This is a genomic window from Geminocystis herdmanii PCC 6308, from assembly GCF_000332235.1.
GTDB classification, from domain to species: Bacteria; Cyanobacteriota; Cyanobacteriia; order Cyanobacteriales; family Cyanobacteriaceae; genus Geminocystis; species Geminocystis herdmanii.
Window position 1 is genome coordinate 150,043 of record NZ_CM001775.1, and the last position, 21,521, is coordinate 171,563.

At 34.2% G+C, this 21,521-nt stretch carries 27 protein-coding genes; 3 read left to right on the forward strand and 24 right to left on the reverse strand.

The features are described from left to right. Positions 1-98 precede the first annotated feature (98 nt). From SYN6308_RS00850 to panB, 17 genes are all read right to left on the reverse strand, one after another. Positions 99-1,298 (reverse strand): glycosyltransferase, encoded by a 1,200-nt coding sequence (locus SYN6308_RS00850; RefSeq protein ID WP_017292532.1) that lies wholly within the window; start codon positions 1,296-1,298, stop codon positions 99-101. Positions 1,299-1,330: 32 nt separating this feature from the next. After that, a complete protein-coding gene (locus SYN6308_RS00855) occupies positions 1,331-2,383 on the reverse strand; it encodes an NAD-dependent epimerase/dehydratase family protein (protein ID WP_017292533.1) in 1,053 nt (350 codons plus the stop codon). A gap of 503 nt (positions 2,384-2,886) precedes the next feature. Next, positions 2,887-3,501 carry a Uma2 family endonuclease gene (locus SYN6308_RS00860; protein ID WP_017292534.1) on the reverse strand — a complete coding sequence of 205 codons (615 nt, stop codon included), beginning with the start codon at positions 3,499-3,501 and terminating at the stop codon, positions 2,887-2,889. A 31-nt stretch (positions 3,502-3,532) separates the two neighbouring features. Then, positions 3,533-3,739, reverse strand: coding sequence for a hypothetical protein (locus tag SYN6308_RS00865; protein WP_017292535.1), 207 nt, complete (start codon positions 3,737-3,739; stop codon positions 3,533-3,535). Positions 3,740-3,925: 186 nt separating this feature from the next. Further along, the gene (locus tag SYN6308_RS00870; protein WP_017292536.1) at positions 3,926-4,342 is read right to left on the reverse strand and encodes a type II toxin-antitoxin system VapC family toxin; all 417 of its coding nucleotides are present in this window, start codon (positions 4,340-4,342) and stop codon (positions 3,926-3,928) included. A 2-nt stretch (positions 4,343-4,344) separates the two neighbouring features. Beyond that, positions 4,345-4,593, reverse strand: a complete 249-nt coding sequence (locus SYN6308_RS00875) for a type II toxin-antitoxin system HicB family antitoxin (protein ID WP_202803872.1) — start codon at positions 4,591-4,593, stop codon at positions 4,345-4,347. 304 nt (positions 4,594-4,897) lie between these two features. Then, entirely contained in the window at positions 4,898-5,185 is a 288-nt protein-coding gene (locus tag SYN6308_RS25240) for an AlbA family DNA-binding domain-containing protein (protein ID WP_390091406.1), read from the reverse strand. Then, positions 5,166-5,450, reverse strand: coding sequence for an AlbA family DNA-binding domain-containing protein (locus tag SYN6308_RS25245; protein ID WP_202803873.1), 285 nt, complete (start codon positions 5,448-5,450; stop codon positions 5,166-5,168). Before SYN6308_RS25245 ends, SYN6308_RS25240 begins: the two co-directional genes overlap by 20 nt. 67 nt (positions 5,451-5,517) lie before the next feature. Further along, entirely contained in the window at positions 5,518-6,360 is an 843-nt protein-coding gene (locus tag SYN6308_RS00890; protein ID WP_017292540.1) for an FkbM family methyltransferase, read from the reverse strand. Further along, positions 6,357-7,610: an ABC transporter ATP-binding protein gene (locus SYN6308_RS25370; RefSeq protein ID WP_017292541.1), complete on the reverse strand. Its 1,254-nt coding sequence runs from the start codon at positions 7,608-7,610 to the stop codon at positions 6,357-6,359. The genes SYN6308_RS00890 and SYN6308_RS25370 overlap by 4 nt, the downstream gene beginning before the upstream one ends. 133 nt (positions 7,611-7,743) lie before the next feature. Then, complete coding sequence (locus tag SYN6308_RS00900; protein ID WP_017292542.1) at positions 7,744-8,064, reverse strand: hypothetical protein; 321 nt, start codon at positions 8,062-8,064, stop codon at positions 7,744-7,746. Beyond that, positions 8,036-8,380: a type II toxin-antitoxin system RelE/ParE family toxin gene (locus SYN6308_RS00905; protein ID WP_017292543.1), complete on the reverse strand. Its 345-nt coding sequence runs from the start codon at positions 8,378-8,380 to the stop codon at positions 8,036-8,038. Before SYN6308_RS00905 ends, SYN6308_RS00900 begins: the two co-directional genes overlap by 29 nt. A gap of 156 nt (positions 8,381-8,536) precedes the next feature. Continuing rightward, complete coding sequence (locus SYN6308_RS00910) at positions 8,537-9,451, reverse strand: DUF2887 domain-containing protein (RefSeq protein WP_017292544.1); 915 nt, start codon at positions 9,449-9,451, stop codon at positions 8,537-8,539. A 281-nt stretch (positions 9,452-9,732) separates the two neighbouring features. Then, positions 9,733-10,563, reverse strand: a complete 831-nt coding sequence (locus SYN6308_RS00915) for an ABC transporter permease (RefSeq protein ID WP_017292545.1) — start codon at positions 10,561-10,563, stop codon at positions 9,733-9,735. A 644-nt stretch (positions 10,564-11,207) separates the two neighbouring features. Further along, positions 11,208-11,855, reverse strand: a complete 648-nt coding sequence (locus SYN6308_RS00920) for a Uma2 family endonuclease (protein WP_017292546.1) — start codon at positions 11,853-11,855, stop codon at positions 11,208-11,210. 109 nt (positions 11,856-11,964) lie between these two features. Next, positions 11,965-12,537, reverse strand: a complete 573-nt coding sequence (locus tag SYN6308_RS00925; RefSeq protein WP_017292547.1) for a Uma2 family endonuclease — start codon at positions 12,535-12,537, stop codon at positions 11,965-11,967. 131 nt (positions 12,538-12,668) lie between these two features. Then, complete coding sequence (gene panB / locus SYN6308_RS00930; RefSeq protein ID WP_017292548.1) at positions 12,669-13,451, reverse strand: 3-methyl-2-oxobutanoate hydroxymethyltransferase; 783 nt, start codon at positions 13,449-13,451, stop codon at positions 12,669-12,671. 137 nt (positions 13,452-13,588) lie between these two features. On the opposite strand from panB, the gene SYN6308_RS00935 reads away from it, so the two are divergent. Beyond that, positions 13,589-14,782 (forward strand): HhoA/HhoB/HtrA family serine endopeptidase, encoded by a 1,194-nt coding sequence (locus SYN6308_RS00935; RefSeq protein ID WP_017292549.1) that lies wholly within the window; start codon positions 13,589-13,591, stop codon positions 14,780-14,782. 148 nt (positions 14,783-14,930) lie between these two features. Here SYN6308_RS00935 and SYN6308_RS00940 read toward each other — a convergent pair whose 3' ends face one another. Beyond that, complete coding sequence (locus SYN6308_RS00940; RefSeq protein ID WP_040466923.1) at positions 14,931-15,302, reverse strand: four helix bundle protein; 372 nt, start codon at positions 15,300-15,302, stop codon at positions 14,931-14,933. 491 nt (positions 15,303-15,793) lie between these two features. On the opposite strand from SYN6308_RS00940, the gene SYN6308_RS00945 reads away from it, so the two are divergent. Beyond that, positions 15,794-16,885, forward strand: coding sequence for an RNA polymerase sigma factor, RpoD/SigA family (locus tag SYN6308_RS00945; RefSeq protein WP_017292551.1), 1,092 nt, complete (start codon positions 15,794-15,796; stop codon positions 16,883-16,885). Between the two features lie 71 nt (positions 16,886-16,956). Here the strand turns inward: SYN6308_RS00945 and SYN6308_RS00950 are convergent, their stop codons facing one another. The 4 genes from SYN6308_RS00950 to SYN6308_RS00965 all read right to left on the reverse strand — a co-directional run bounded on the left by SYN6308_RS00950 (position 16,957) and on the right by SYN6308_RS00965 (position 19,337). Continuing rightward, positions 16,957-17,127, reverse strand: coding sequence for a hypothetical protein (locus SYN6308_RS00950; protein ID WP_237741240.1), 171 nt, complete (start codon positions 17,125-17,127; stop codon positions 16,957-16,959). 262 nt (positions 17,128-17,389) lie between these two features. Beyond that, positions 17,390-17,977, reverse strand: a complete 588-nt coding sequence (locus tag SYN6308_RS00955; RefSeq protein ID WP_017292553.1) for a CPBP family intramembrane glutamic endopeptidase — start codon at positions 17,975-17,977, stop codon at positions 17,390-17,392. 84 nt (positions 17,978-18,061) lie between these two features. Beyond that, entirely contained in the window at positions 18,062-18,229 is a 168-nt protein-coding gene (locus SYN6308_RS25070; RefSeq protein ID WP_017292554.1) for a hypothetical protein, read from the reverse strand. Between the two features lie 307 nt (positions 18,230-18,536). Continuing rightward, complete coding sequence (locus tag SYN6308_RS00965; RefSeq protein WP_026101844.1) at positions 18,537-19,337, reverse strand: YdcF family protein; 801 nt, start codon at positions 19,335-19,337, stop codon at positions 18,537-18,539. A 6-nt stretch (positions 19,338-19,343) separates the two neighbouring features. Here SYN6308_RS00965 and SYN6308_RS24365 point away from each other — a divergent pair, with 6 nt between their 5' ends. Continuing rightward, entirely contained in the window at positions 19,344-19,493 is a 150-nt protein-coding gene (locus SYN6308_RS24365; protein ID WP_237741241.1) for a hypothetical protein, read from the forward strand. Here the strand turns inward: SYN6308_RS24365 and SYN6308_RS00970 are convergent. Both SYN6308_RS00970 and SYN6308_RS00975 read right to left on the reverse strand, forming a co-directional pair. Beyond that, positions 19,468-19,866, reverse strand: a complete 399-nt coding sequence (locus SYN6308_RS00970) for a response regulator (RefSeq protein ID WP_017292556.1) — start codon at positions 19,864-19,866, stop codon at positions 19,468-19,470. The genes SYN6308_RS24365 and SYN6308_RS00970 overlap by 26 nt on opposite strands. Beyond that, positions 19,863-21,320 carry a DASH family cryptochrome gene (locus SYN6308_RS00975; protein WP_017292557.1) on the reverse strand — a complete coding sequence of 486 codons (1,458 nt, stop codon included), beginning with the start codon at positions 21,318-21,320 and terminating at the stop codon, positions 19,863-19,865. The genes SYN6308_RS00970 and SYN6308_RS00975 overlap by 4 nt, the downstream gene beginning before the upstream one ends. Positions 21,321-21,521: the final 201 nt, after the last annotated feature.

Sequence of the window (21,521 nt, forward strand, 5' to 3'; positions counted from 1 at the left end):
TTTAAATACCTAACATTCTTTGTGCTAATGACAAGGTATTTTCCCATAACTTTAAGGTTGCTTGACGAAGGGTTGTACTCATATTTGACGATTTGGCACTAATTAAATTTGTTTAATAAAACTTGATGAAAATTTTTGGTTGTGTTGGCATAGTCAAAATATTCACTTCCTTTTTTCAACGATTTTATAGCTAGAGAGGAACAATATTCTGAGTTGTTAATCATTTTGTTTATAGCTTGTGTTAGTAAATCTTGTTTTTCTGTTTCCACCACTTCAGCAACCCCCTGATTTTCCGTTGCCCAACGAACCGACGAACAGTAGGATGGTCCATATATTAAGAGTGGTAAACCCGTTGCTGTATAATCAGTTAATTTACTAGGGAAACTAACTTGCATATTTACTTTATCTTTTTCTTCAAAAGACATGGGCAAAAATAAAACATCGGCTTCTTGGCGTATTCGTTCGATAAACTGATGGGCTGGTATTAAACCTCCTATAACGATATTTTGACGATCGAGCCCTTGGGCGTTAGCTGTTTCTTTAGTTAAAGTTCCATAGATAATTAATTGACCGTTGACTTTTTCTAGGGCTTCCGCTAAATTTTGCAAAGCACGAACATAACCACGACTATTAATAGTTCCCCCATAAGCAACAGTAAATGGTTTATTTTTATCGTTAATTTTGATTACTGGTTCTGTTGCCGAGACAACATTTTTAGCACGGGAAGGATAAAGAACAGTCCCCGATATACCATAACGACGTTGATATTCTTCTACCATAAACGGAGAAACACAAAAACGTGATTTAGCTTGATGATAGATGTTTTTGAATTGTCGATCGAGCCATTTCCTGACTGGTTCTAAAATAGGAGCAATGGGAATCCAATCATCATGGAGAATTAGGTGTAATGGCAAATTATTTTGTTCTGCCCATTGAGCCGCTATCAGCCAAGAATAACCGTGAGTGACGGTTAAAACCGCTTCGGGTTGAAAATCGCCCAATAATGTGGGTATTTGAGAAATTTTATTTTTTACTGTTAACAAATAAAATGAACGCAGATATTTTTGGAATCTAGTATTAAGCCAACGTTGATTTCCTATCCTTAATTGTTTATATTCAACATTGGATAAACGCCGTTGTCCTTGAGAAACAAGTAAGTTTGTCTCTATAATCAGTAGTTTGTTGGGGGGATATTCTTCTAACAACCGATAAACCAACGCAGAACCATGATAAGAAGATTCCACTGGAACATCGGCTATATATAGTAAACGGGGTAATGTTTCTGGATTAAATATCATTGTTCATATATTCCTAGATCATGACTTTAAATTTATCCTATTCGCTTTTGCCAACTAAGGTATATTTCTTCAAAAATATTATCTAGGGATTTTGTAATATTCCAGTTGGGATAGTCTGTTTTCATTTTTGTCAAGTCACTAATATAACAGATGTGATCCCCTTCTCTATTTTTATCGACGTATTCATATTCCATCGTTTTACCACTAATATTAGAAATTAGATCAAATGCTTCTAAGATGGAACAGCTATTATTTCTCCCCCCTCCTAGGTTATAAACCTCTGCACAACGAGGATTTACCCAAAAGGCTTCGATAAATCTAGTGACATCTAAGGAATGAATGTTATCTCTAACTTGTTTTCCTTTATACCCAAAAATTTTATAAAGTTTGCCCTCAAGATTGCACTTAATTAGATAACTCAAAAAACCATGTAATTCAACTCCGCTATGATTCGGACCCGTTAAACATCCCCCTCTCAAACAACAGGTTTTTAAATTAAAGTAACGTCCATATTCCTGTACCATAATATCGGCGGCTACTTTTGAAGCACCAAAAAGACTGTGCTTACTTTGATCGATCGAGAAATTCTCATTAATACCATTTTCATAGATAGGATCATTATAATCCCAACGAGTTTCTAATTCTTTTAAGGCGATAGAGTTGGGTTTGTCTCCATAAACTTTATTGGTACTCATGTGGATAAATACACTATCACTGGCATATTTACGGGTTGCCTCTAACAGGTTAAGAGTTCCCACTGCGTTCACATCAAAATCATCGAATGGGCGAGATGCTGCCAAATCATGACTTGGTTGAGCGGCAGTATGGACTATGAGATCAGGCTTGAGAGATTCTAAACATTTAAGTACATTTGCACGATCTCGAATATCCAAATCATAATGAGTAAAGTTACTGTAAGTTTCACAAAGACGTTTTTGATTCCAAATAGTGTTACCCGCAGAACCAAAAAAGTCCTCTCTCATGTTATTGTCAATACCGAAAACTTGCCAATGTTGATGGCAAAAATATTCAACCACTTCCGAACCAATTAATCCGGAAGAGCCAGTCACTAAAAGTTTTTTCATATTATTTTATGTCTTTATAATTTATTTTATTCATAATTCAATCAATCCTATTGTGAAATTTTCAGGAATGATATTTAGATTAAAGCATAATTTATGAATTGGAAATAGACAGGAACATAACTTAAAGCAAATTTTCTGGTACTACATTCTTTGATCTCTGTGGTTCTAGTATTAGCCAATGATCGAGCAAGGTTCGATCGAGTTTTTCTGTGGTAAATATAGACATTAATTAAGACCAACGAAAGTTCTTTATTAAGTTTAACTTTAATGATAAAAATTTAATAATTTTTTTTAGTGGATTCGATCGAACCTAAGCATTCTTTAAAATCTCCTGATATAGTGTGATATATATTTTAACTTGTAACTCTAAAGGTTATTCAGTCAAAGCTATGTATCGACAATTTTTCGCCATAGTTTCCCTTAAATTATCATCTTCCAATAATTGGATAATACTTCGAGGTATTATTTGAGACAAGTTCATAACACTCTCGGTAGAACTAATTTTAATCTTTATCTTCTGAATCATTAAAATCAACATTATCGTATAAATCTTTTAAGGAAATTTGCAATTTTAATGACTCTAAATTTACTATATTTTCTGGGTTCTCAATGTCCCGTAAAACCCAATTATTATCAGTATTTTTAGTAAATTTTTGAATATGATATTGATCAATTAAAATATATTCTTGTAACTCAGAAATCGATCGATAATAGTCAAACTTAGTTCCCTTATCATAATCTTGAGTGGATTTTGAAAGAACTTCCATAATTAAGAAGGGATTTGTTACCGTTGTTTTTCCTTTTCCGTCATAGACAGGTTTCCCTTGAATTACAATAACATCAGGATAGGTATATTGACGATAACGAGGTATCCAAAGACGCACATCAGCAAAAAAAACTCGATAATTTTGTCCTTTGAGAGCAGTTTTTAAATTAGCGTAAAAATTCCCTGCAATTTCGTTATGATTAGTAGTCTCTCCTGTCATGGGTACTATTTCTCCATTCCTATATTCATGTTTAAATTTAGAATTTTCCTCAAAAGCCAGATATTCTTCAGGAGTATAGTAGCTTTTTGGAGTTAAATTTTCACTAGGGTTTTGAAGGATTGTCGCTGTCATAATTTCCCTTTGCCGGATAGAATAAACTATTTTAATGATAGTGTAATTTATTCAGAATTAAAGTTCGATCACCAAAGGTGGAGCTCTGCGATCGAACTTCCCATTTCTTTAAAATCGATCGAGTACCGATAGTTAAAAGGGTGATTTCTTGTTTCAGGCTGGAGGGTAATTTTTGTAAAGCCGATAATAATAAATCCCCTCCCTTTCTTGTGACTTTTAAACTTTCAGCACCAAACATCAACACTTTTTTCTGACTCTCAATGCCCAACAGATAACGACATTTTTCTTGATCTAAAGGTAAGTAGGCGTTAGTATCGTATCAATACCATGCGGAATAGTTTTAATGGTAAACTGGTTAAGCATACTTTTAGTTGCCTGATCCGTTAACCACTGACTAGGACTAACAACGGTAATATTAGAACGATTATAAACCCAGTTTTTCAGTAACTAACCCCGGAATTTTCTCAAAATCTTGTAGATTTCTCGTTAATAAAATAGCATTGTGAGCGATCGCTATTGATGCTATTCTTAAATCCTGAGTACCAACTCGAATACGCTGTGATTTGAGGTTTTGGTAAATTTCATCTGATTTTGTCTCATAGGGTAAAATTGTAGATTCTGATAAAAGCATAACTGTTTCGATTAGTCGCTGATAAGCAACAGAATAAGTTAATCCCTCTTTTGCTTGAGTGACTTGTGCTAAACGTCCTCTTAATTGTTCTTCTACATTAATAGCTGTTGTGGTTAGTTGAACTTGAGATTTCAATAAACGAGTTATTAATGGAGGATGGTTTCGCCCATACAAACTGAGATAATCAGTATCTAAAATATACAGATTCATAATTAATCAGTTGCTTCATTTGCTTCTTGACGAATTAACTTTAATTTTTCCATAAAATCGTCAAAGGTTTGATCATCAGCAAATATTCCTGCATATTTCATTTGAGGAATTTTCTCTTTTTCCTGAATTTCTATGTTAATAAATTTACCACTAGAGAGAGTTTTTTCTAAGGTTGCTTTGATTTTTTGTAAAGCTTCTTCTTCTGTTGCACCCTCGGATACTAAATTAGACATACCAACGACTTCAGCCATAAAGCTTTGTTCTGATTTACTGTGAATAAAAATTTGATATTGCATATAGTTATTCAAGGTTGTTATTTAGATAAATAAGTTTCTGTTTTTTGGGAATAATCAATCATTAGTTTATCTCTTGATGATGCTTTTGCTCCTTTTTGTAAAGATAAATTAAGGGGATAATAAAAGGTTTGTTTAAGTGAGTAGGCAAAATTAATTGTATGTTTACTTTATGAAAGGCAAAAGGCACAAGGCAAGAGACAACAAAGATGTAAGTTATTTTAATTAATTTTAAAATTCACAATCTATTTTGCATAAGTACTTAGTTTAATTTTAAAGGGGCTAAGTCCATTATTCCCGATCGAGCCCTAGAAGATACTTCAAAGTGATATTGCCCTCCTTCCTGCAAGAGTCTAATTAATTCTTCTTGAGTCGATTCGATCGATACACTACCTACTCTGATATAGTAACGATTAAGGGATTTGACTTTATAAGGCTTGGAAATGCCCTTTTCCACTTCAATCTTAAGAATAAATTTATCTTCATAGGAAATAGAGATTAATTCAGGAATGGGAGATGATTGAATATTATTACGACAAATGGAAATAATTTTTTTCCATCAATAACGCAACATTTTGAACTCTTGAGATTTCTCTGTTATCTTCTACGCCGATTAAAATTGTGCCACCTTTCATATTGGCAAAAGCAACGATTTCTTTGGCTAAACTTTCATTACGAAATTCTGCTGATTTAAACTCAACCCGTGAATTTTCTCCTGATTTAATTAAATCTAAAATTGGTTCGATCGAACTTCCCACTTCCTCAAAATCGATCGAACTTACCAAGTTTGACAAAATAAGAAAAGTTATGATCACAGAGTGGAGTTGCTCGATCGCACTTTTTCAGTTAATAATAATGGCATCGAACCTTTATTACATTTGCTTAACTAGAAGAGAGATTTAATGTTTTGGATTGTCGAATTCTTTTATTACTTATCAACAAAAAACTTTCAGTTTCAATCATTTTTAATTTCAGTATTGCTGAATTATTAATTGCCATTAAACCGGGTACACTAAATATAGAGTAGCCTATTTGGTTTGCCAAATCTATTAAAGCATCAAAGCTGTAGCCATAGGGTTTAATATTAAACTTATTCCACTCAATCAGAAAATATGGATTTTCTTGAGCAATACAACGCAATCCGCCTTGTATTGTCTGATATTCTCCTCCTTCAACATCTATTTTTATCAATGAGACTTTCGGACAACCTAAATTTTCCCAAACCGTATCAATGGTTGTTGTAGGAATAGATACTTTATCAATAAAATCGGTTCTTTTTGTGTCAGAAAAAGAATCTAACGCTCCAAAACTAGGTTTTGCAATGTAAAAATCAGAATTTCCAACTATATTACTTGTTGCCTTATCTACAAGATGCCAACGCTCTTTATATTTACTTTCTTTTATGGTACGTTCTAAAAATGGTAGTGCATTAGGAGAAGGCTCGAAAGAGACCACTTGGCAAGATGAATGTTCAGATAAAATAGGGATAGACATTAAGCCAATATTAGTCCCTATATCAAAATAAAAACTATTGGAATCTATTAAGCTAGATACAACTTTAATATTTTCATATTCATATATACCCTGTTCACAAGCCATTTGAAAAATCAAAGAATCTTTAGGAAAAAAGACTTTTGTTCCGTAGTAGGGAAATGAACCTGCGAATGGCGGAATTTTTCCATAAAGAATTTTTTTTATTTGACGTTTGATGTTTTCGTGTATCATGATTTGCAAGAAGTTTTAAGTAATTTAAGTTCAACAAATCCCCTGTGTAAGGGGGAATAAGGAATTATGTTATCTGTTTTTGGTTTGCTATTAATAATTAAAGTCAATAAATCCAAAAAATTTTCCGAGACATCATGGGACACTATATATAACCCAATGTTGTACTCCCCTTCCACTAAAGGCAACTCTTTGATTGATCCAGATATCTTCAAGCTGTTTTCAGATTCTACTTTACTCAGCAAGTGATGATTTCTTAGATCGATAATCGAGACTCTAGTACCTAAGATAGAATAAACGAGTATCGCAACCTCAGCTATCTTAATTTTGTTTTCCGAAGAAAATTCTACACAAAAATCTAGTGATTGACCAGTCTCGATAGGATTTGGAGATATTGAAAATAGATTGATTTTCAGAGATTTACTTATTTTTAAAGGAAACACAGATGATAAATAATTAGGATTATCTCTTGAATCGGAAAGATAAAGATTTATAGTCTCATTTACATCACCTAGACTTTCTATCTGCCCAAATTTCATATAAATAATCTGATTGCATAAACTTTGTATTGCACTCATATTGTGACTCACAAATAAGACAGTCCTTCCTTCATTATTGGCTACATCCTCCATCTTCCCTAAACACTTCTTTTGAAACTGGGCATCCCCCACAGCCAAAACCTCGTCCACAATCAAAATCTCTGGCTCTAAATGGGCTGCTACAGCAAAAGCCAACCGCACATACATCCCTGATGAGTAACGCTTGACGGGAGTATCCAAAAACTTTTCTACCTCCGCAAAAGCGACAATCTCATCAAACTTTTTCTTAATTTCCACCCGACTCATGCCCAAAATTGCTCCATTGAGAAAGATATTTTCCCGCCCTGTCAATTCAGGGTGAAAACCAGTACCTACTTCCAATAAACTGGCTACTCGCCCTTTAATGGATATTTTACCGGTAGTGGGTTCGGTGATGCGACTGAGGATTTTTAAGAGGGTGGATTTTCCTGCTCCATTTCGTCCAATGATGCCGACTCTGTCTCCCCTTTTTATCTCAAAGGAAACGTCTTTTAATGCCCAAAATTCCTCTTTTTCGGAAGTATCGAGGGTTTTTTGACCTTTGAACAGTTTTTGCCCAAAGGATTTAGCACCATTGGCGATGACATCCCGTAGGGCTGTATAACGTTCAGGTTTTTCGTGGGCGATGACATATTTTTTACCTAGATTTTCAACGGTGATAATGGTATCTGACATATTAGGTCAATGATGACAATTTAAGAATCTTATCTTAGTTAAGTAAATATTACCAACAATCTTGATAATAATCGAATTTGCGAAGAATTAATCTTGATTTTCCGTGAAGCAATTATCTAAATGACTCTTGAGATTAAGCTTTGAAAACGGAGTCAATTTTTATTTGTAAATCCAAAGTTGACAATAAAGCAACTAAAGCATAAATTTCTGTTCCATTGCTTTTGACTAATATTTGATCTAATTGATCAAACGCTAATTTGGTTTCATTACTGAGAGTATTATTGTGAATTTTTGCCTCCATAATATCCATTAAAGTTAATCTTAACAATGCAGATAAATCTTCAGATTCCTGTAAAACTACTTCGATGGTTTTGGCAATTCGTTCAGGATCATTTAAAGCTGATAATAAATAATCTTGATAATTTTTACTGGTTGGTGTTTTCACGATTTGCATAATCTTGCCAATACTCCTGTGCTTTAATAATGTCTTTTTTTTGAGTGCTTTTATCACCACCACATAATAATAAGATAACAGTATTTTTTATTTGTCCAAAATAAATTCGATAACCACTACCATAATCAATTATTAATTCAAAAATTCCATACCCTAAAGATTTACAATCTCCTAAATTGCCTAATCTAATTCGTCTTAAACGATTATCAATAATCGCCTGAGTTTTTTGATCCTTAATGGAATTTAACCATTCTTCAAAAGGACTTTTCCCCTCTGATGTTAAATAAATCTTTAGTTCTTTTGGCTGAACTTCCATAAAATTTTTTAAAGACTAACAATTCAATTACCCAGATTTTCAACGGGGATAATGGTATCCGACATATTTTAGGTCAATGATCACAATTTTCCGAATTGTAACTTAGTTTAGGTAAATATTACCAACAAATTTAATGATAATAGAATTTGCGAAGAATTAATCTTGATTTTCTGTGAACCAATTATCTAAATCATCCATGCCTTGAAAATCTAATAACGCTTCTCCCAACGACTCTAACTCAGGAATAGAAAGAGTTTTAATTTTACTTTGTAATTCATCGGATAAAGCACCACAACGGCGAGTTAATTGACGAACTAATAACTCTGCTTCACCATCCTGCTTACCTTCTTGTAAACCTTCTTGTCGTCCTTCTTGTAAACCTTCTTGTCGTCCTTCTTGTAAACCTTCTTCTCTTGCCAGTTGTTTCCAGTAACTAACTACTTGTTTATATAACACAGGTTCACTGGGCATTTTCGCTGTTTTTAGGTCTAACATAGCTAATATTTCCTCATTATTTAATTGATTGAATTTACTATTTAGTATAGCTTCGATTATATTTAATCGTCGTTGAAATTCCCTCTCATTGTCTGATTCATCTAAAATCTTTTTAGCCAAATCAACTGCTTCTGTTTCTGGGGTGACGATTAGTTTTAATAAGGATAAATTCGGTGGTAAATCCTTTAATGGTAGTAAATCTTCTAAGTATAGTCTTTTGACTTGATGGTTGAGCAATAATTCATAGGATTTTTCGGAACCTAAATCATAGTTACGATTTTTCAGAATTAGCAATCCATACCATGATCTTTTTACCTTATATTGATAGAGATACAAAGATATTTCAGTAAAATATCTACCATAAAAGTCTGAGTCTTTTTGCATTTGTGCCTCTAAAAAGATTAAAGGCAAATCTTCTCTCACAGGAGTTAATAAACCATCAAGACGAAATTCTGTGTCTTTAATGACGGGAGCATCGTAATTATATTCACTATCTGGAGGAATACTGGGGATTAGTTCATGAATCAGGGAGGGTTGGGAGAGAAATATTGTGTAGAATAGTTTATCGGTTTTCATGGCAGTTATTTAGATTGTAGTTTTTAATTAGGGTTTGCTCATGGGAATCAGAAGACTATTACTTACCTCAGTTCGATATAAGAAAAGTGGTGAAAACGAGACAGGTGGACAAGTGGACAAGTGGACAGGTAGAAAAATTCTTAATATTTCAATGCCCTTTAAAATAATTTTATTGATTTATGCAAAGTACAATCTTCCTGTCTTCCAAGTCATTCATCATCTATTTTTATAGTTCACTCAGGTATTACTTGATGTTTTTTTGTCGATTTTATATCATGAAACTAAATTACATCTGCGAAAGTTCTCTCCATTTTACGAAAAAACCAAATTCCTGATACTAAAAATAAACCAACCAAAATTAATGAAACAGTAAAGCCTAATAAATGTAATTTATATTCTCCCCCTAGAATTGCCCACCGAAAACCATCGATAACTCCCACCATAGGATTTAAAGAATAAAGTAAACGCCATTTTTCAGGGACAATGGAACTACTAAAACCGACAGGAGAAGCATAAAGACCAAATTGCACCACAAACGGCACAATGAAACGAAAATCTCGGTATTGAACATTCAAGGAAGCAAACCATAAACCAGCACCCATGGAAAGAGCAAAGGCAATGAGAATAAAAATAGGTAGGGTAATAATTCTCCAAGTGGGTACAAAGTTATACCAAGCCATCAAACCGAGTAAAATCATTCCTGAAATCATAAAGTCCACAAAACTTACTACCACTGCACTGGTGGGTACAATTAAACGGGGAAAATAAACTTTAGAAATGAGATTGGCGTTACCAATTAAACTATTACTACATTCCGATAAAGAGTTGGCGAAAAATTGCCAAGGAAGCATTCCTGCAAATACTAAGATGGGGTAGGGTACACCTTCGGAAGGTAGTTTGGCTAACTTACCAAAAATCACGGTAAATACTAGCATTGTTAGAAAAGGACGGATTAAAGCCCAAGCAATACCGATGGCAGTTTGTTTATAGCGAACCAGAATATCTCTCCATGCCAAGAAATAAAACAATTCACGATATTTCCATATATCTTTCCAATATTGTTTTTCTGTCCTACCTGATTCGATGATGATTTCTTGGGTAACTTCTGTCATGGTTGTTGTTAATTATGTTATTTATGAGCTTCTAAAATGTTAACAGATGATGAATATTGAGGGGCTATTTTGTTATATTTTAAGTTTTTCGATCAAGATTTTTAGTTTCTGGGTAGGAAGCCTACACCATCACCTGAGTTCGAGATTAAAAACCTTTTAAAATAAGGGTTATTGAGTAATAACTGTTGAAACTTTAGTCAAAGAAAATAATTGAATAAAGGTAAGTAATTGCCAAAAATTAATTTTACATAAGTTTAAATCAATTCTTACTACTATCTCCTGTATCCTATCTCCTATCTCCTACCCTAATCTAAAATTTTATGTCGAACTCAGGTACCATCATCTTTGATTTGGTGTATGGTAAGTGAGTAGGCAAAATTAATTGTATATTTACTTTATGAAAGGCAAAAGGCAAAAGGCAAGAGGCAACAAAGATATAAGTTATTTTAATTAATTTTAAAATTCACAATCTATTTTGCATAAGTACTTAGTTCACTATAAAAATTTAATCATTTCCTGAGTATATTTGATCGCACCTTCCTAACAACTTTTTAAAATTTTTTGATTCTAATATATTTTAATGATTTTTATCCTAAAGGGTTCACGACGAAGGGCGATCACATTTTTACTTTTAAACCTTCCCATTACTGCCCTACTTGAAAAATTTGTTCTGCGGTTAAACTAAGTTCGGGAAATAAGGAAGATTTCAGAACATCTTGAGATTGAAATAAATCTAGGGTATATTCTCCTTCCACTAAATGATAAATAGATATAGTTGGTTGTTTTGGTGTACCAATATATCGTCTTCCCCCTAACCCCAAATAATCAATAATCCAGTATTCTTCTATACCTAATTTTTCGTAATCTCCTAATTTCATCAAATAGTCATCTTGCCAATTGGTACTCACTACTTCGATGGCTAATTTAACTGTTTTTCCCTGAGTAATAGTCGATCGTTTTTTCCACATTGGTTCATTATTTTTGATAGAATTATTGTCTAATACCATCACATCAGGAATATAAGCTGATTTATCTGTATCTATGGCTTTAATTAATCCTTGACGAGGGATAAATAAGGGTAAATTGAAACGCTTAATTTCAAAACCTATTTCCATAGCGAGGAAACCAGCCACTTGTTCATGAGTACCAGTAGGTTGGATTTTGACAATAACTCCATTATGTAATTCAAATCGACCTTCATAACCATCGGGGTACCAATTCCAAAATTCTTCTAAAGTTACCAACTTTTGTTTTTGTCTCAAATCATCGTCGATTTTTTCTTGGACAAACATACTTGCTACTTCCTTCAATCTGTTTAATCAATTATTTTAGCTTACATTTTTGTTAAAACTATTGTAAAGATGTAAAATTTTACGTCTCTACCTAAAATGTGATCCATGTCTAATCAGATAGGTTTAACCAACTAAACATTTCTTTAACGGATAATTGCATTTCTTTAAGCTCGTCTAAAACGGGTAAAATTTCATCGTCAGATTTAATTTCGGGAAACTGATTCGGTTTAAAAATCATTACTGATTCATCTTCAGGATCGATTAACCATGCTAATTGTGTACCCTGATTCACACAAAACATAATTTTTTTGATGATTTTATTGGCAGATTGTTCGGGAGACAAGATTTCAATTACCCAATCAGGATGAAGATTAAAACGATTAGCAATTCTTCCTTTTTCATCTTTGGGAATACGATTCCAGAGAAAAATACTAATATCTGGCACGATGGATCGATCGAGGAAGTTACATCTTAATTCAGTGAAAGCATGAGCTAACTTTTTAGGTAACACAAATTCATTAATGGTTGTCCCTAAACATACTTGCAATAGACTATGTTGTCCTTGAGACATGGGTTTTTGCTCTATTTTTCCGTCAATGTATTCTGTATAGGGTTTTGTTTCTGGTTGTTTTAAAAATTCTTCTAGGGTAATTTGGGGTTTTACTGGGGTTAGTGTTACCATATTGAGCCTCCTGAGCAAATATTTTCTATTTTATAAGTAATTTAGTTTTTATCGAAATAACGATCGTGAAATTTACAATATTCTAAACCCTCTCCCCTAGCCCCTTGCCCACAGGAGAGGGGAAATTCGACCTAATTTTTATCAGGAAAATTTTCGGATTTTACATCTTCTGCAAAATGGGTGACAGAGTCGAAAATAATCTCTCTTAAATTAGTGTACGATCGAGCAAAGGGTGGTAATTTGGCGGATAATCCTAACAAGTCGGCGGTAACTAATACTTGTCCATCACAATGATTTCCAGCACCGATGCCAATGGTGGGAATTGATAAGGTTTTGGTGATACGAGTGGCTAATTCTTCGGTAATATGTTCTAGCACGATCGAGAATGCTCCTGCTTTTTCTAAGGCTACGGCTTCATTAAATATTTTCTCTTGAGCTTCTAAAGTAATGCCTTGTTTTTTATAACCCAACATCTTCACCGATTGAGGGGTTAATCCGATATGTGCCATGACAGGGATACCAATTTCCGTTAAACGGCTCACGGTTTCAATCATTGTGGGATAACCACCTTCTAATTTTACTGCTCCTGCCCCTGTTTCTTTGATGATTCTTCCTGCGGATTCAATGGCTTGAATGATATTACTTTGATAAGTTAAAAAGGGTAAGTCACAGACAACTAAACCTCGATGCACTCCTCGACAAACGGCTTTTGTGTGATGGATCATTTCATCGAGAGTCACGGGTAAAGTGTTAGGATGTCCTAATGCTACCATTGCTAAAGAGTCACCCACTAAAATTATGTCAATTCCTGCTTGATCTAAAATTTGGGCGATGGCATAATCCCACGCTGTTAAACTGACGATGGCACGTTTTTCTTGTTTCCATTGTTGTAATTTTTCGATCGAAACCCGCATAATTTATAATTTATAGTGAATTATTTTGCCCTTGTGAACATCCCAACCCCTTAGTTATGTTAGATTAAAAAGGTAGATTGTGATCCTAAACACCTTGATTCTAAATGAAACGCTGTTGAGTTAACGAAATAAATTAAATGAATAAATTAGTACCAAAAATTATTTTCTCCACAGGCTTTTTTATCATTGGTATTGCCCTTGGCATTTGGGGCAGTCGAGAATTTACGGCTTCTCAATCTTCCCTAAAATCTTCTTCTGATAATACCACGATCGTCCCTATTACCGATAATTTTGCCCTTAAAAAGACTATTCCCACAGAAAAAAATATTAATTTTGTCGCCTCAGCAGTGGAAAAAGTAGGGGTAGCAGTAGTCAGGATAGATGCTAGTCGAGAAGTGACATTAAATCTTCCTCCCAATTTAGATCATCCTGTTTTTCGTCATTTTTTCGCTGATCAAATACCGTCCGATCGTATTGAAGAGGGTACAGGTTCGGGTTTTATTGTATCTCCTGATGGTGTAATTATGACCAATGCCCATGTCGTAGAAGGGGCAAAACTGGTGTCGGTGGTGATGAAAAATGGTCAATCCGTTGAAGGTGAAGTGTTAGGCATCGATACCATGACAGATGTGGCAGTAGTAAAAATTACAGGGCAAAATTTACCCACCATTCCTCTCGGTAAAACCACTGATTTAACCCCCGGACAATGGGCGATCGCCATTGGCAATCCTTTAGGGTTAGATAACACCGTTACCTTAGGCATTATCAGTGCTTTGGGTCGATCGAGTGCGGAAGTAGGGGTAGGAGATAAACGAGTCAAATTTATTCAAACCGATGCGGCTATCAATCCGGGTAACTCAGGAGGCCCACTTTTGAATGCCCAAGGAGAAGTTATCGGCATCAATACCGCAATTCGTGCCAATGCTCAAGGTTTAGGTTTTGCTATCCCCATCGAAACCGCTTCAAGAATTGCAGAACAATTACAAAAAACGGGAAAAGCAAGTCATCCCTATCTAGGGATTCAAATGATTACTCTTAATGAAGATGTGATCAAAAACGGCAATATTCCCCAAAATTTAGGCTTTCCCATTACTCAATCTCAGGGAGTCTTAGTGGTGAAAGTCGTGGCTAATTCTCCCGCCGAAGAAGCTAATTTTATGGCTGGAGATGTCATTCTCAAAGTGGGAGGGCAACCCGTGTTAACTTCTTTAGATGTTCAAGAACAAGTTGATTTAAGTAATATTGATGAAATTTTAGAGGTAGAGATCGATCGACAAGGAAAACCCCTAATCATCAAAGTACGCCCCCAAGAATTTCCCAAAAATCCCTAAAGTTCGATCGACAGGTGGACAGGTGGACAGGGAGACAAGTGGACAGGTGGACAGGTGGACAGGTGGACAGGGAGACAAGTGGACAGGTGGACAAGTGGACAGGTGGACAGGTGGACAAGTGGACAGGTGGACAGGTGGACAAAGTATTTCACGTTTTGTTGATAAGCCAATGTTCAGGGTTATTAATCATTTTGACTATACCACTAAGTATTTTATTGTAATTATCATAAAGTTCATTTCTTTGAGATTCTGTTATATAACTACACTTAAGGCAAAAATTAAGCCAGACTTGAGTTTCAGCCGCTTCCCCTTCACAATCATTTAATTTTGCAATAAATGCGGCTTTGTATCGTCTTTTTCTCCATGCTTCTGCTAAATTGGCACACACAGAGCGAGACGATCGTCTAATTTGATCAGTAAGAGAATATTTTTCTTCCACGGGAAATTTTTTTGAAAGATAAAAAATAGTCATTGCAGTTTCAAAAGCTTTCTGATAAACAATTAAATCTTCATGACTCATCAATTTTTGACTTTTAAACTCCTTGTCCACTTTAATTTCTCCTTTTGTTCAACCACATCACTTATCTTCCTGTCTTCCTGTCTTCCTGTCTTCCTGTCTTCCTGTCTTTTTATCAGGGGATCATGTCAATCCCATTATAGCAGTGTGATCCCCGTTTTTTTAGCTTTTAATAATCTCTGAAAAATCATTAATTGTTGTTAAGAAATCAGAGATTTTTTAGTTTTTTTCTCACAGGATATTAGTTAAAGAAAAGCTCACTGATCCCCATTAAATCAGATTTATTTGGAGTCAAACATTAAGAAAATATATAAATCACCCCGAATCTATCGTCAAAAAGCCTTATTATTAGCTACATTATAAATTAGAGATTTGTTATAGTTACTTTAAAGATATTTTGGTATTCAATATCACAAAACATCTAAAGAAAAAGTGATTTATTAAACACCATACTTATAACAAGTTGAAAATGTGGAAAAAAGAGGAGTTATCAAATGAATCAGTTAAACAGTCAACTCGATTATAGTCATGGCTTAATGGAGGCAGACATTGACGAAGAATTAAATCAAGTCGTGGCACAATTTTCTGTCAGCGAAGAAGACAAGGGGAAAAAATCCAGAGGTAATAAGTCTAAAGTAGATGATTCTGTCGGTGCTTTTTTTAAAGAAATGGCACGGTATCCTTTACTTACTCCCGAAGAAGAGATGGATTTAGCCTATGCGGTTAAATTTGTAAGTATTTGTGACGAGAAACAACAAGAGCTACACCGTACCTTAGAACGAACTCCTAGTAAAATCGAATTAGCTAAGGCTATGGGATTAGAAAATGAGCGACAATTAGATAATCGTCTTTATAAAGGCAGAGTCGCTAAAAGAAAAATGATTCGATCGAACTTACGGTTAGTAGTATCGATCGCCAAACGTTACCTGAATCGTGGAGTGCCATTTTTAGATTTAATTCAAGAAGGCGCTATTGGCTTAAATCGTGCCGCCGAAAAATTTGATCCCGATAAAGGCTATAAATTTTCTACTTACGCCTATTGGTGGATTCGACAGGCAATTACTCGCACCATTGCCAATGATTCTCGCACCATTCGCCTTCCCATTCATATTGTCGAAAAACTGAATAAACTGAAAAAAGCCCAACGGATTTTAAAACAGGATTTACAAAGACAACCGACAGAAATGGAGTTAGCCGACGAAATGGGCATTACCCATCAAGCCTTAAGCCAACTCTTACAATTAAAACGTCAATCTCTTTCCCTTAATCATCGTGTGGGTAAAGGAGAAGACACTGAATTAATGGAATTACTAGAAGACAGTAGCTTACTTCTACCCGAAGAAAAAATGAATGAGACAATGATGCACCAAGAAATTGTCTCGGTGTTAAGTGATGTCTTGAGTGAACGGGAAAAAGAAGTAATTGTGTTGCGCTACGGTTTAGCTAGTTCAAAAGCTCATACCCTTGAAGAAGTAGGGAAAATTTTTGAATTATCCAGAGAAAGAGTGCGACAAATTCAAACTAAAGCCATGCGTAAACTCAGAAGACCACAAGTCGCAAGACGTTTAAAAGGCTGGTTAAATTAAAAGGTGCTTACAAAATCTTTGGATGAGAGTAGGGAATAGGGAATAGGGAATAGTTTTTAATAGTGGTTTGATTATGATTCATCCTCATAACGGGTATCTTTTTGATCCTTTATTCCTTGAAAAGCAACACCAATAACAAATCCGAGAATAGCACCCCCTGTCACGACAATTTTTCTTCTGTGATGTCTTTCAGAAATATGATTTACGGCTAAGGCAATCATTGCCACAATTAGTGATGTCATAATTCCTGAAAAAATTGCGGATTTAACATTCATAATAAAATTTCCTCCACCTATTAAACAAAAATAAATGAATACAGTAGTAATAATATGGTAAAAACGAATAATAGATGATTCATCCAGTCGTCAAAGTTCCAATCTTTAAACATAATAAATAATAATTAAAAAGTTTTTTGAGAAGGGGAATATTAGGAGTTAGTCAAATTTTTATATAGATAAATATTTTCGATCGAATAGAGTAGTTATAAAAACATTATCGATCAATTTATTTTTTTTGTGGTATTTTTTTTATTTTCCAGATGAAACCAGATAAAGTATTCGTCAAGGTGTGAGCGACAATAGGAATTAATAAATTTCCTGTGAGATAAACACTATAACCTAGGATAAAACCGATAATACTAGCCCATACTGCATAGGGCCAGTTTTGTCGATCACTCAAGTGTAAAATACCAAAAATCACACTAGAAATAACTATAGCTAATAAATCATAACCAAAAGCGGGGATCATCACACCTCTAAATAACAATTCTTCACTTAATCCGGGTAATAATCCTACCCAAATTAAATCAGGAAAGACTAAAGGAGTAATAATTAAATCTAAATATTGCTCGGCACTGATACGATATTTTTCCCATAATTGAGTAATGATTAAACTCACGCTAATAATACCAGCTCCGATGAGAATACCTAGCCCTACAGCTTGAAAAGTAAATATAACAGGGATAATTTTAATAGCACCAAAATAACGCCATAATTGAGAAATCATCAACAATATGAGGGCGGTAACTCCCATAAATACTAAAATTTGAATGCGGGTAAATGATTCTAATGGTGGTTGATTGCTATTAGTCATGATCAAATAAGATATATTCTTCAATAAAAAAATTCCCCCTCAACAAACAGTGTTAGGGGAAATCCGACAAAAAAACTTGATTTTTTAATTAGAAAAAGTTTTGTTTAATTCTTCAATTAATTCGTCTAATTCCTCAATAGCTTGATTTACGTCTAAACGTAAACCTCCTAAATCTGGTTTTTCTAAAAGTTTTACTAATAGTTGTCTTTTTTGGGCTATAGAATTAATTCGATCGATAATAGCAGTAGTCATGGTAAAAAAATATCTTATCTGGTTATATAATAATTGATTGAAAAAAGTAATAACTAAATTTTATCCTACGATCGTCGAAAAATCTCAAGTTGAGGATAGGTGTTAGGTATTAGGTGTTAGGTTTTAGGTATTAAGTTAAAGAATTGACAAAAAAATATCTTAATTGATTTGTTTATGTTCAATTTTTTGATAGAATTATATCATCTTCTGAAAACTACACCTGAAACCTGAAACCTGCAACCTGCAACCTACCTAAATCAGACATTCTTGTATCGAACTGAGGTAAAAATGAAGTGCGAAATGTGGGTTATATCCATCCTTTCAAGCGATAAACTATCATGCCAATATATTCTTTGAGGGCTAAAGTGGTATTATTTAACGCACCAGAGTCAGGGAAAAGGTTAATTAAAAAGTTTTGCCAGTTAGCATCTTCTGAAAAATCTTTTTCTGTAACGATATAATCTGTGGGTGCTGGAATTACTGTTAGGTTTTGTTTCTCAAAAATTTTGATCGATCGAGGCATATGTAACGCAGAAGTAACTAACAGGATTCGATCGATCTTTAATTCAGCTAAGATTTTGCGAGTATTGACAGCATTATCATAGGTATTAAAAGAATTACCCTCTTTGATAATAGCAGATTCAGGGACACCAAGCAGTAGAAGTAATTCTGCCATATCATCAGCTTCCGATGGCAAATTTTCTCCACCACGCCAAGGGATTCTTCCTCCTGTGGGAATAACTAAAGGAGATTTACCCATATTATAGAGTTTAGCAGAATAAATGACTCGATCGCCCCCCTCGGCTACTTCAATAGTTGGGCGAGGAAAAATATGAGGTTTAATGCCACCTCCTAAAACCACCATAGCCTCCACTTGGGGTAACTCCTCCGCCGTTGAGATATATTGCCATTCTAAGGATTTAACCAATAAATTACTTATCCAAGTATTTCCAGCGATAAATAAGATAAAACAAGCAATAATTACTGGAATAGGAAGCCAACGGGGATATTTCCACCACAAAATCAAGCTAATAATTAACAATAAAAAAATTAATCCTAAAGGATAGAAAAAAAGGGGCAATAATTTTGAGAAAAATAAAAAATCCATAGAATAATGGAGAATGGAGAATGGAGAATGGAGAATGGAGAATGGAGAATGGAGAATGGAGAATGGAGAATGTTGCCATCCTTACCTATTACCTATTACCTATTACCTATTATCTATTACCTATTACTTATTACTTATTACTCATTATTCCCTTAACGGTGTCAACAAAATTTTGATGATCAACTACTGGTTTTGAAATGTAACCATTTGCACCACTTTCTGCTAAAAAATTTTCTTTATCCCCTTCCATAGCATGGGCAGTGACAAGAATAATCGGAATATGTTTAGTTTTGTCGTCAGCTTTTAAAAGTTGAGTGATTTTGATACCATCGACAGGTTTTCCCTCATAGTAACTATTACCTAAAGATACATCCATTAAGATTACTTTAGCATATCCAGACTGGGCGATCGAAATAACTTCATCGACATTTTCTGTACCTTTCACCTCAAATCCTCCTCTTTTAGTCAGGATTTTGGAAAAAACTTTCATATTGATCGGATCATCTTCTACAATTAAGACAGTATTCATGAAATATGAGTAAGATAAACTTTTTCTTGGTGTTTAATAGACTTAAAAAAATCGACTATAGGGCGAGGATAAGTAACCCCTAATGATATATTAAGCTCTTTTTGTTCCTGTGAGGATAATTTCCAAGGTTCATGGATTTTTTCTCCTCGAATAGCGGAAATTTCAGGCAACCAGTGACGCAAATAATCCCCGTGATAGTCATAATCTTTCGATTGCTTGGGGATATTAAAGTAGCGAAAACCTCTAGCATCATTACCAATTCCAGCGGTATAATTCCAATTTCCCCAGTTGCTACAAACATCATAATCGATTAAAAGAGACTCGAACCATTGGGCGCCCATTTGCCAATTTATGCCCAAATTTTTAGTTAAAAAACTGGCTACATTTTGCCTTCCTCGATTAGACATAAAACCCGTTGACTTTAATTCTCTCATGTTGGCATCAATTAAAGGGTAGCCTGTTTGTCCCTCGCACCATGTTTCAAATATTGACCAATTTTCTTGCCAAGGGAGGGAGAGATTTTGTAACCCTGAGATATGAAAAATTTTGTTGCCATATTTAACCGCAGTAAAACGGAAAAAATCCCGCCAGAGTAATTCAAAAATTAGCCAGTAAGTTGAGTCATTTTTAACTCTTTCTGCTTCATATTTTTTGACTTCTTCATAGATATAACGAGGGGAAAGACAACCCAAGGCTAACCAAGGAGAAAATTTAGAAGAATAGTCACTGCCTAACATTCCGTTACGGGTTTTTTTATAATCTTTTAAACAGTCTTTTTGCCAAAAATAATCTGTTAGTCTTTTAATACCTTCGGTTTCGCCTCCTTGAAGATTTAAGACAGATTTTGATGAAGGTTTATAGTCTTCTAAACCTAATTCTTGTAAACGGGGAATTTCTCCTATTTTTATATCAAGAATTGGTGGTAATTTTTTTATAGTTTTTAGACAATTAGAAACAATACTTTTTTGTTCAATTTGTTTGCGAAAGTTAGTAAATAAATCAGGTATTTCTGTTATTTTATAGGGCAACTCTGAGGGATGATATAAGGTTGATTGCCAGATAGATTTTACTTTTATATTGGCTTGGGTTAATTTTTTTGTTAATTGTTTTTCTACGTTAATTTCTTCGGCGGTAGCTTCTTGAGAAAAACAAACTAAGTCAACTTTATATTGAATAGCAATATCAGAAATAATATTTTCGGGGATGCCTTGTCTAATAATTAAATTATTACCAATTTTTTGTAAAGAGTTGCGTAAATCTGTGACAGATTCGATTAAGAATTTGGCTCGAAATTTGCCCGTTTTAGGAAAGCCGAAGCTGGTGGTTTGAAAATGTCGATCGTCAAAACAATAAACAGGTATAATTATATCAGGATGATGGGCAAGAGCTTCGGTTAAAATTGCTTGATCATGAATCCTTAAATCATTACGAAACCAGAGTAAAATTGTTGTCATTGCTTACTAAAAAACTGAAAGGAAGATGTTATTTAGCATATCATAAATAAAGATCAACTATCATTGAGAAAAGAAAGATTTAAACTCTATCAGGATTGAATATTATTCAACCCCTACGAAATAATAGAATATCTTTTTTATCAGATGTTTAATGATAAGGGATGAGATAAAATAAGTTTTCAAAAAAAGAAATAATGTCGA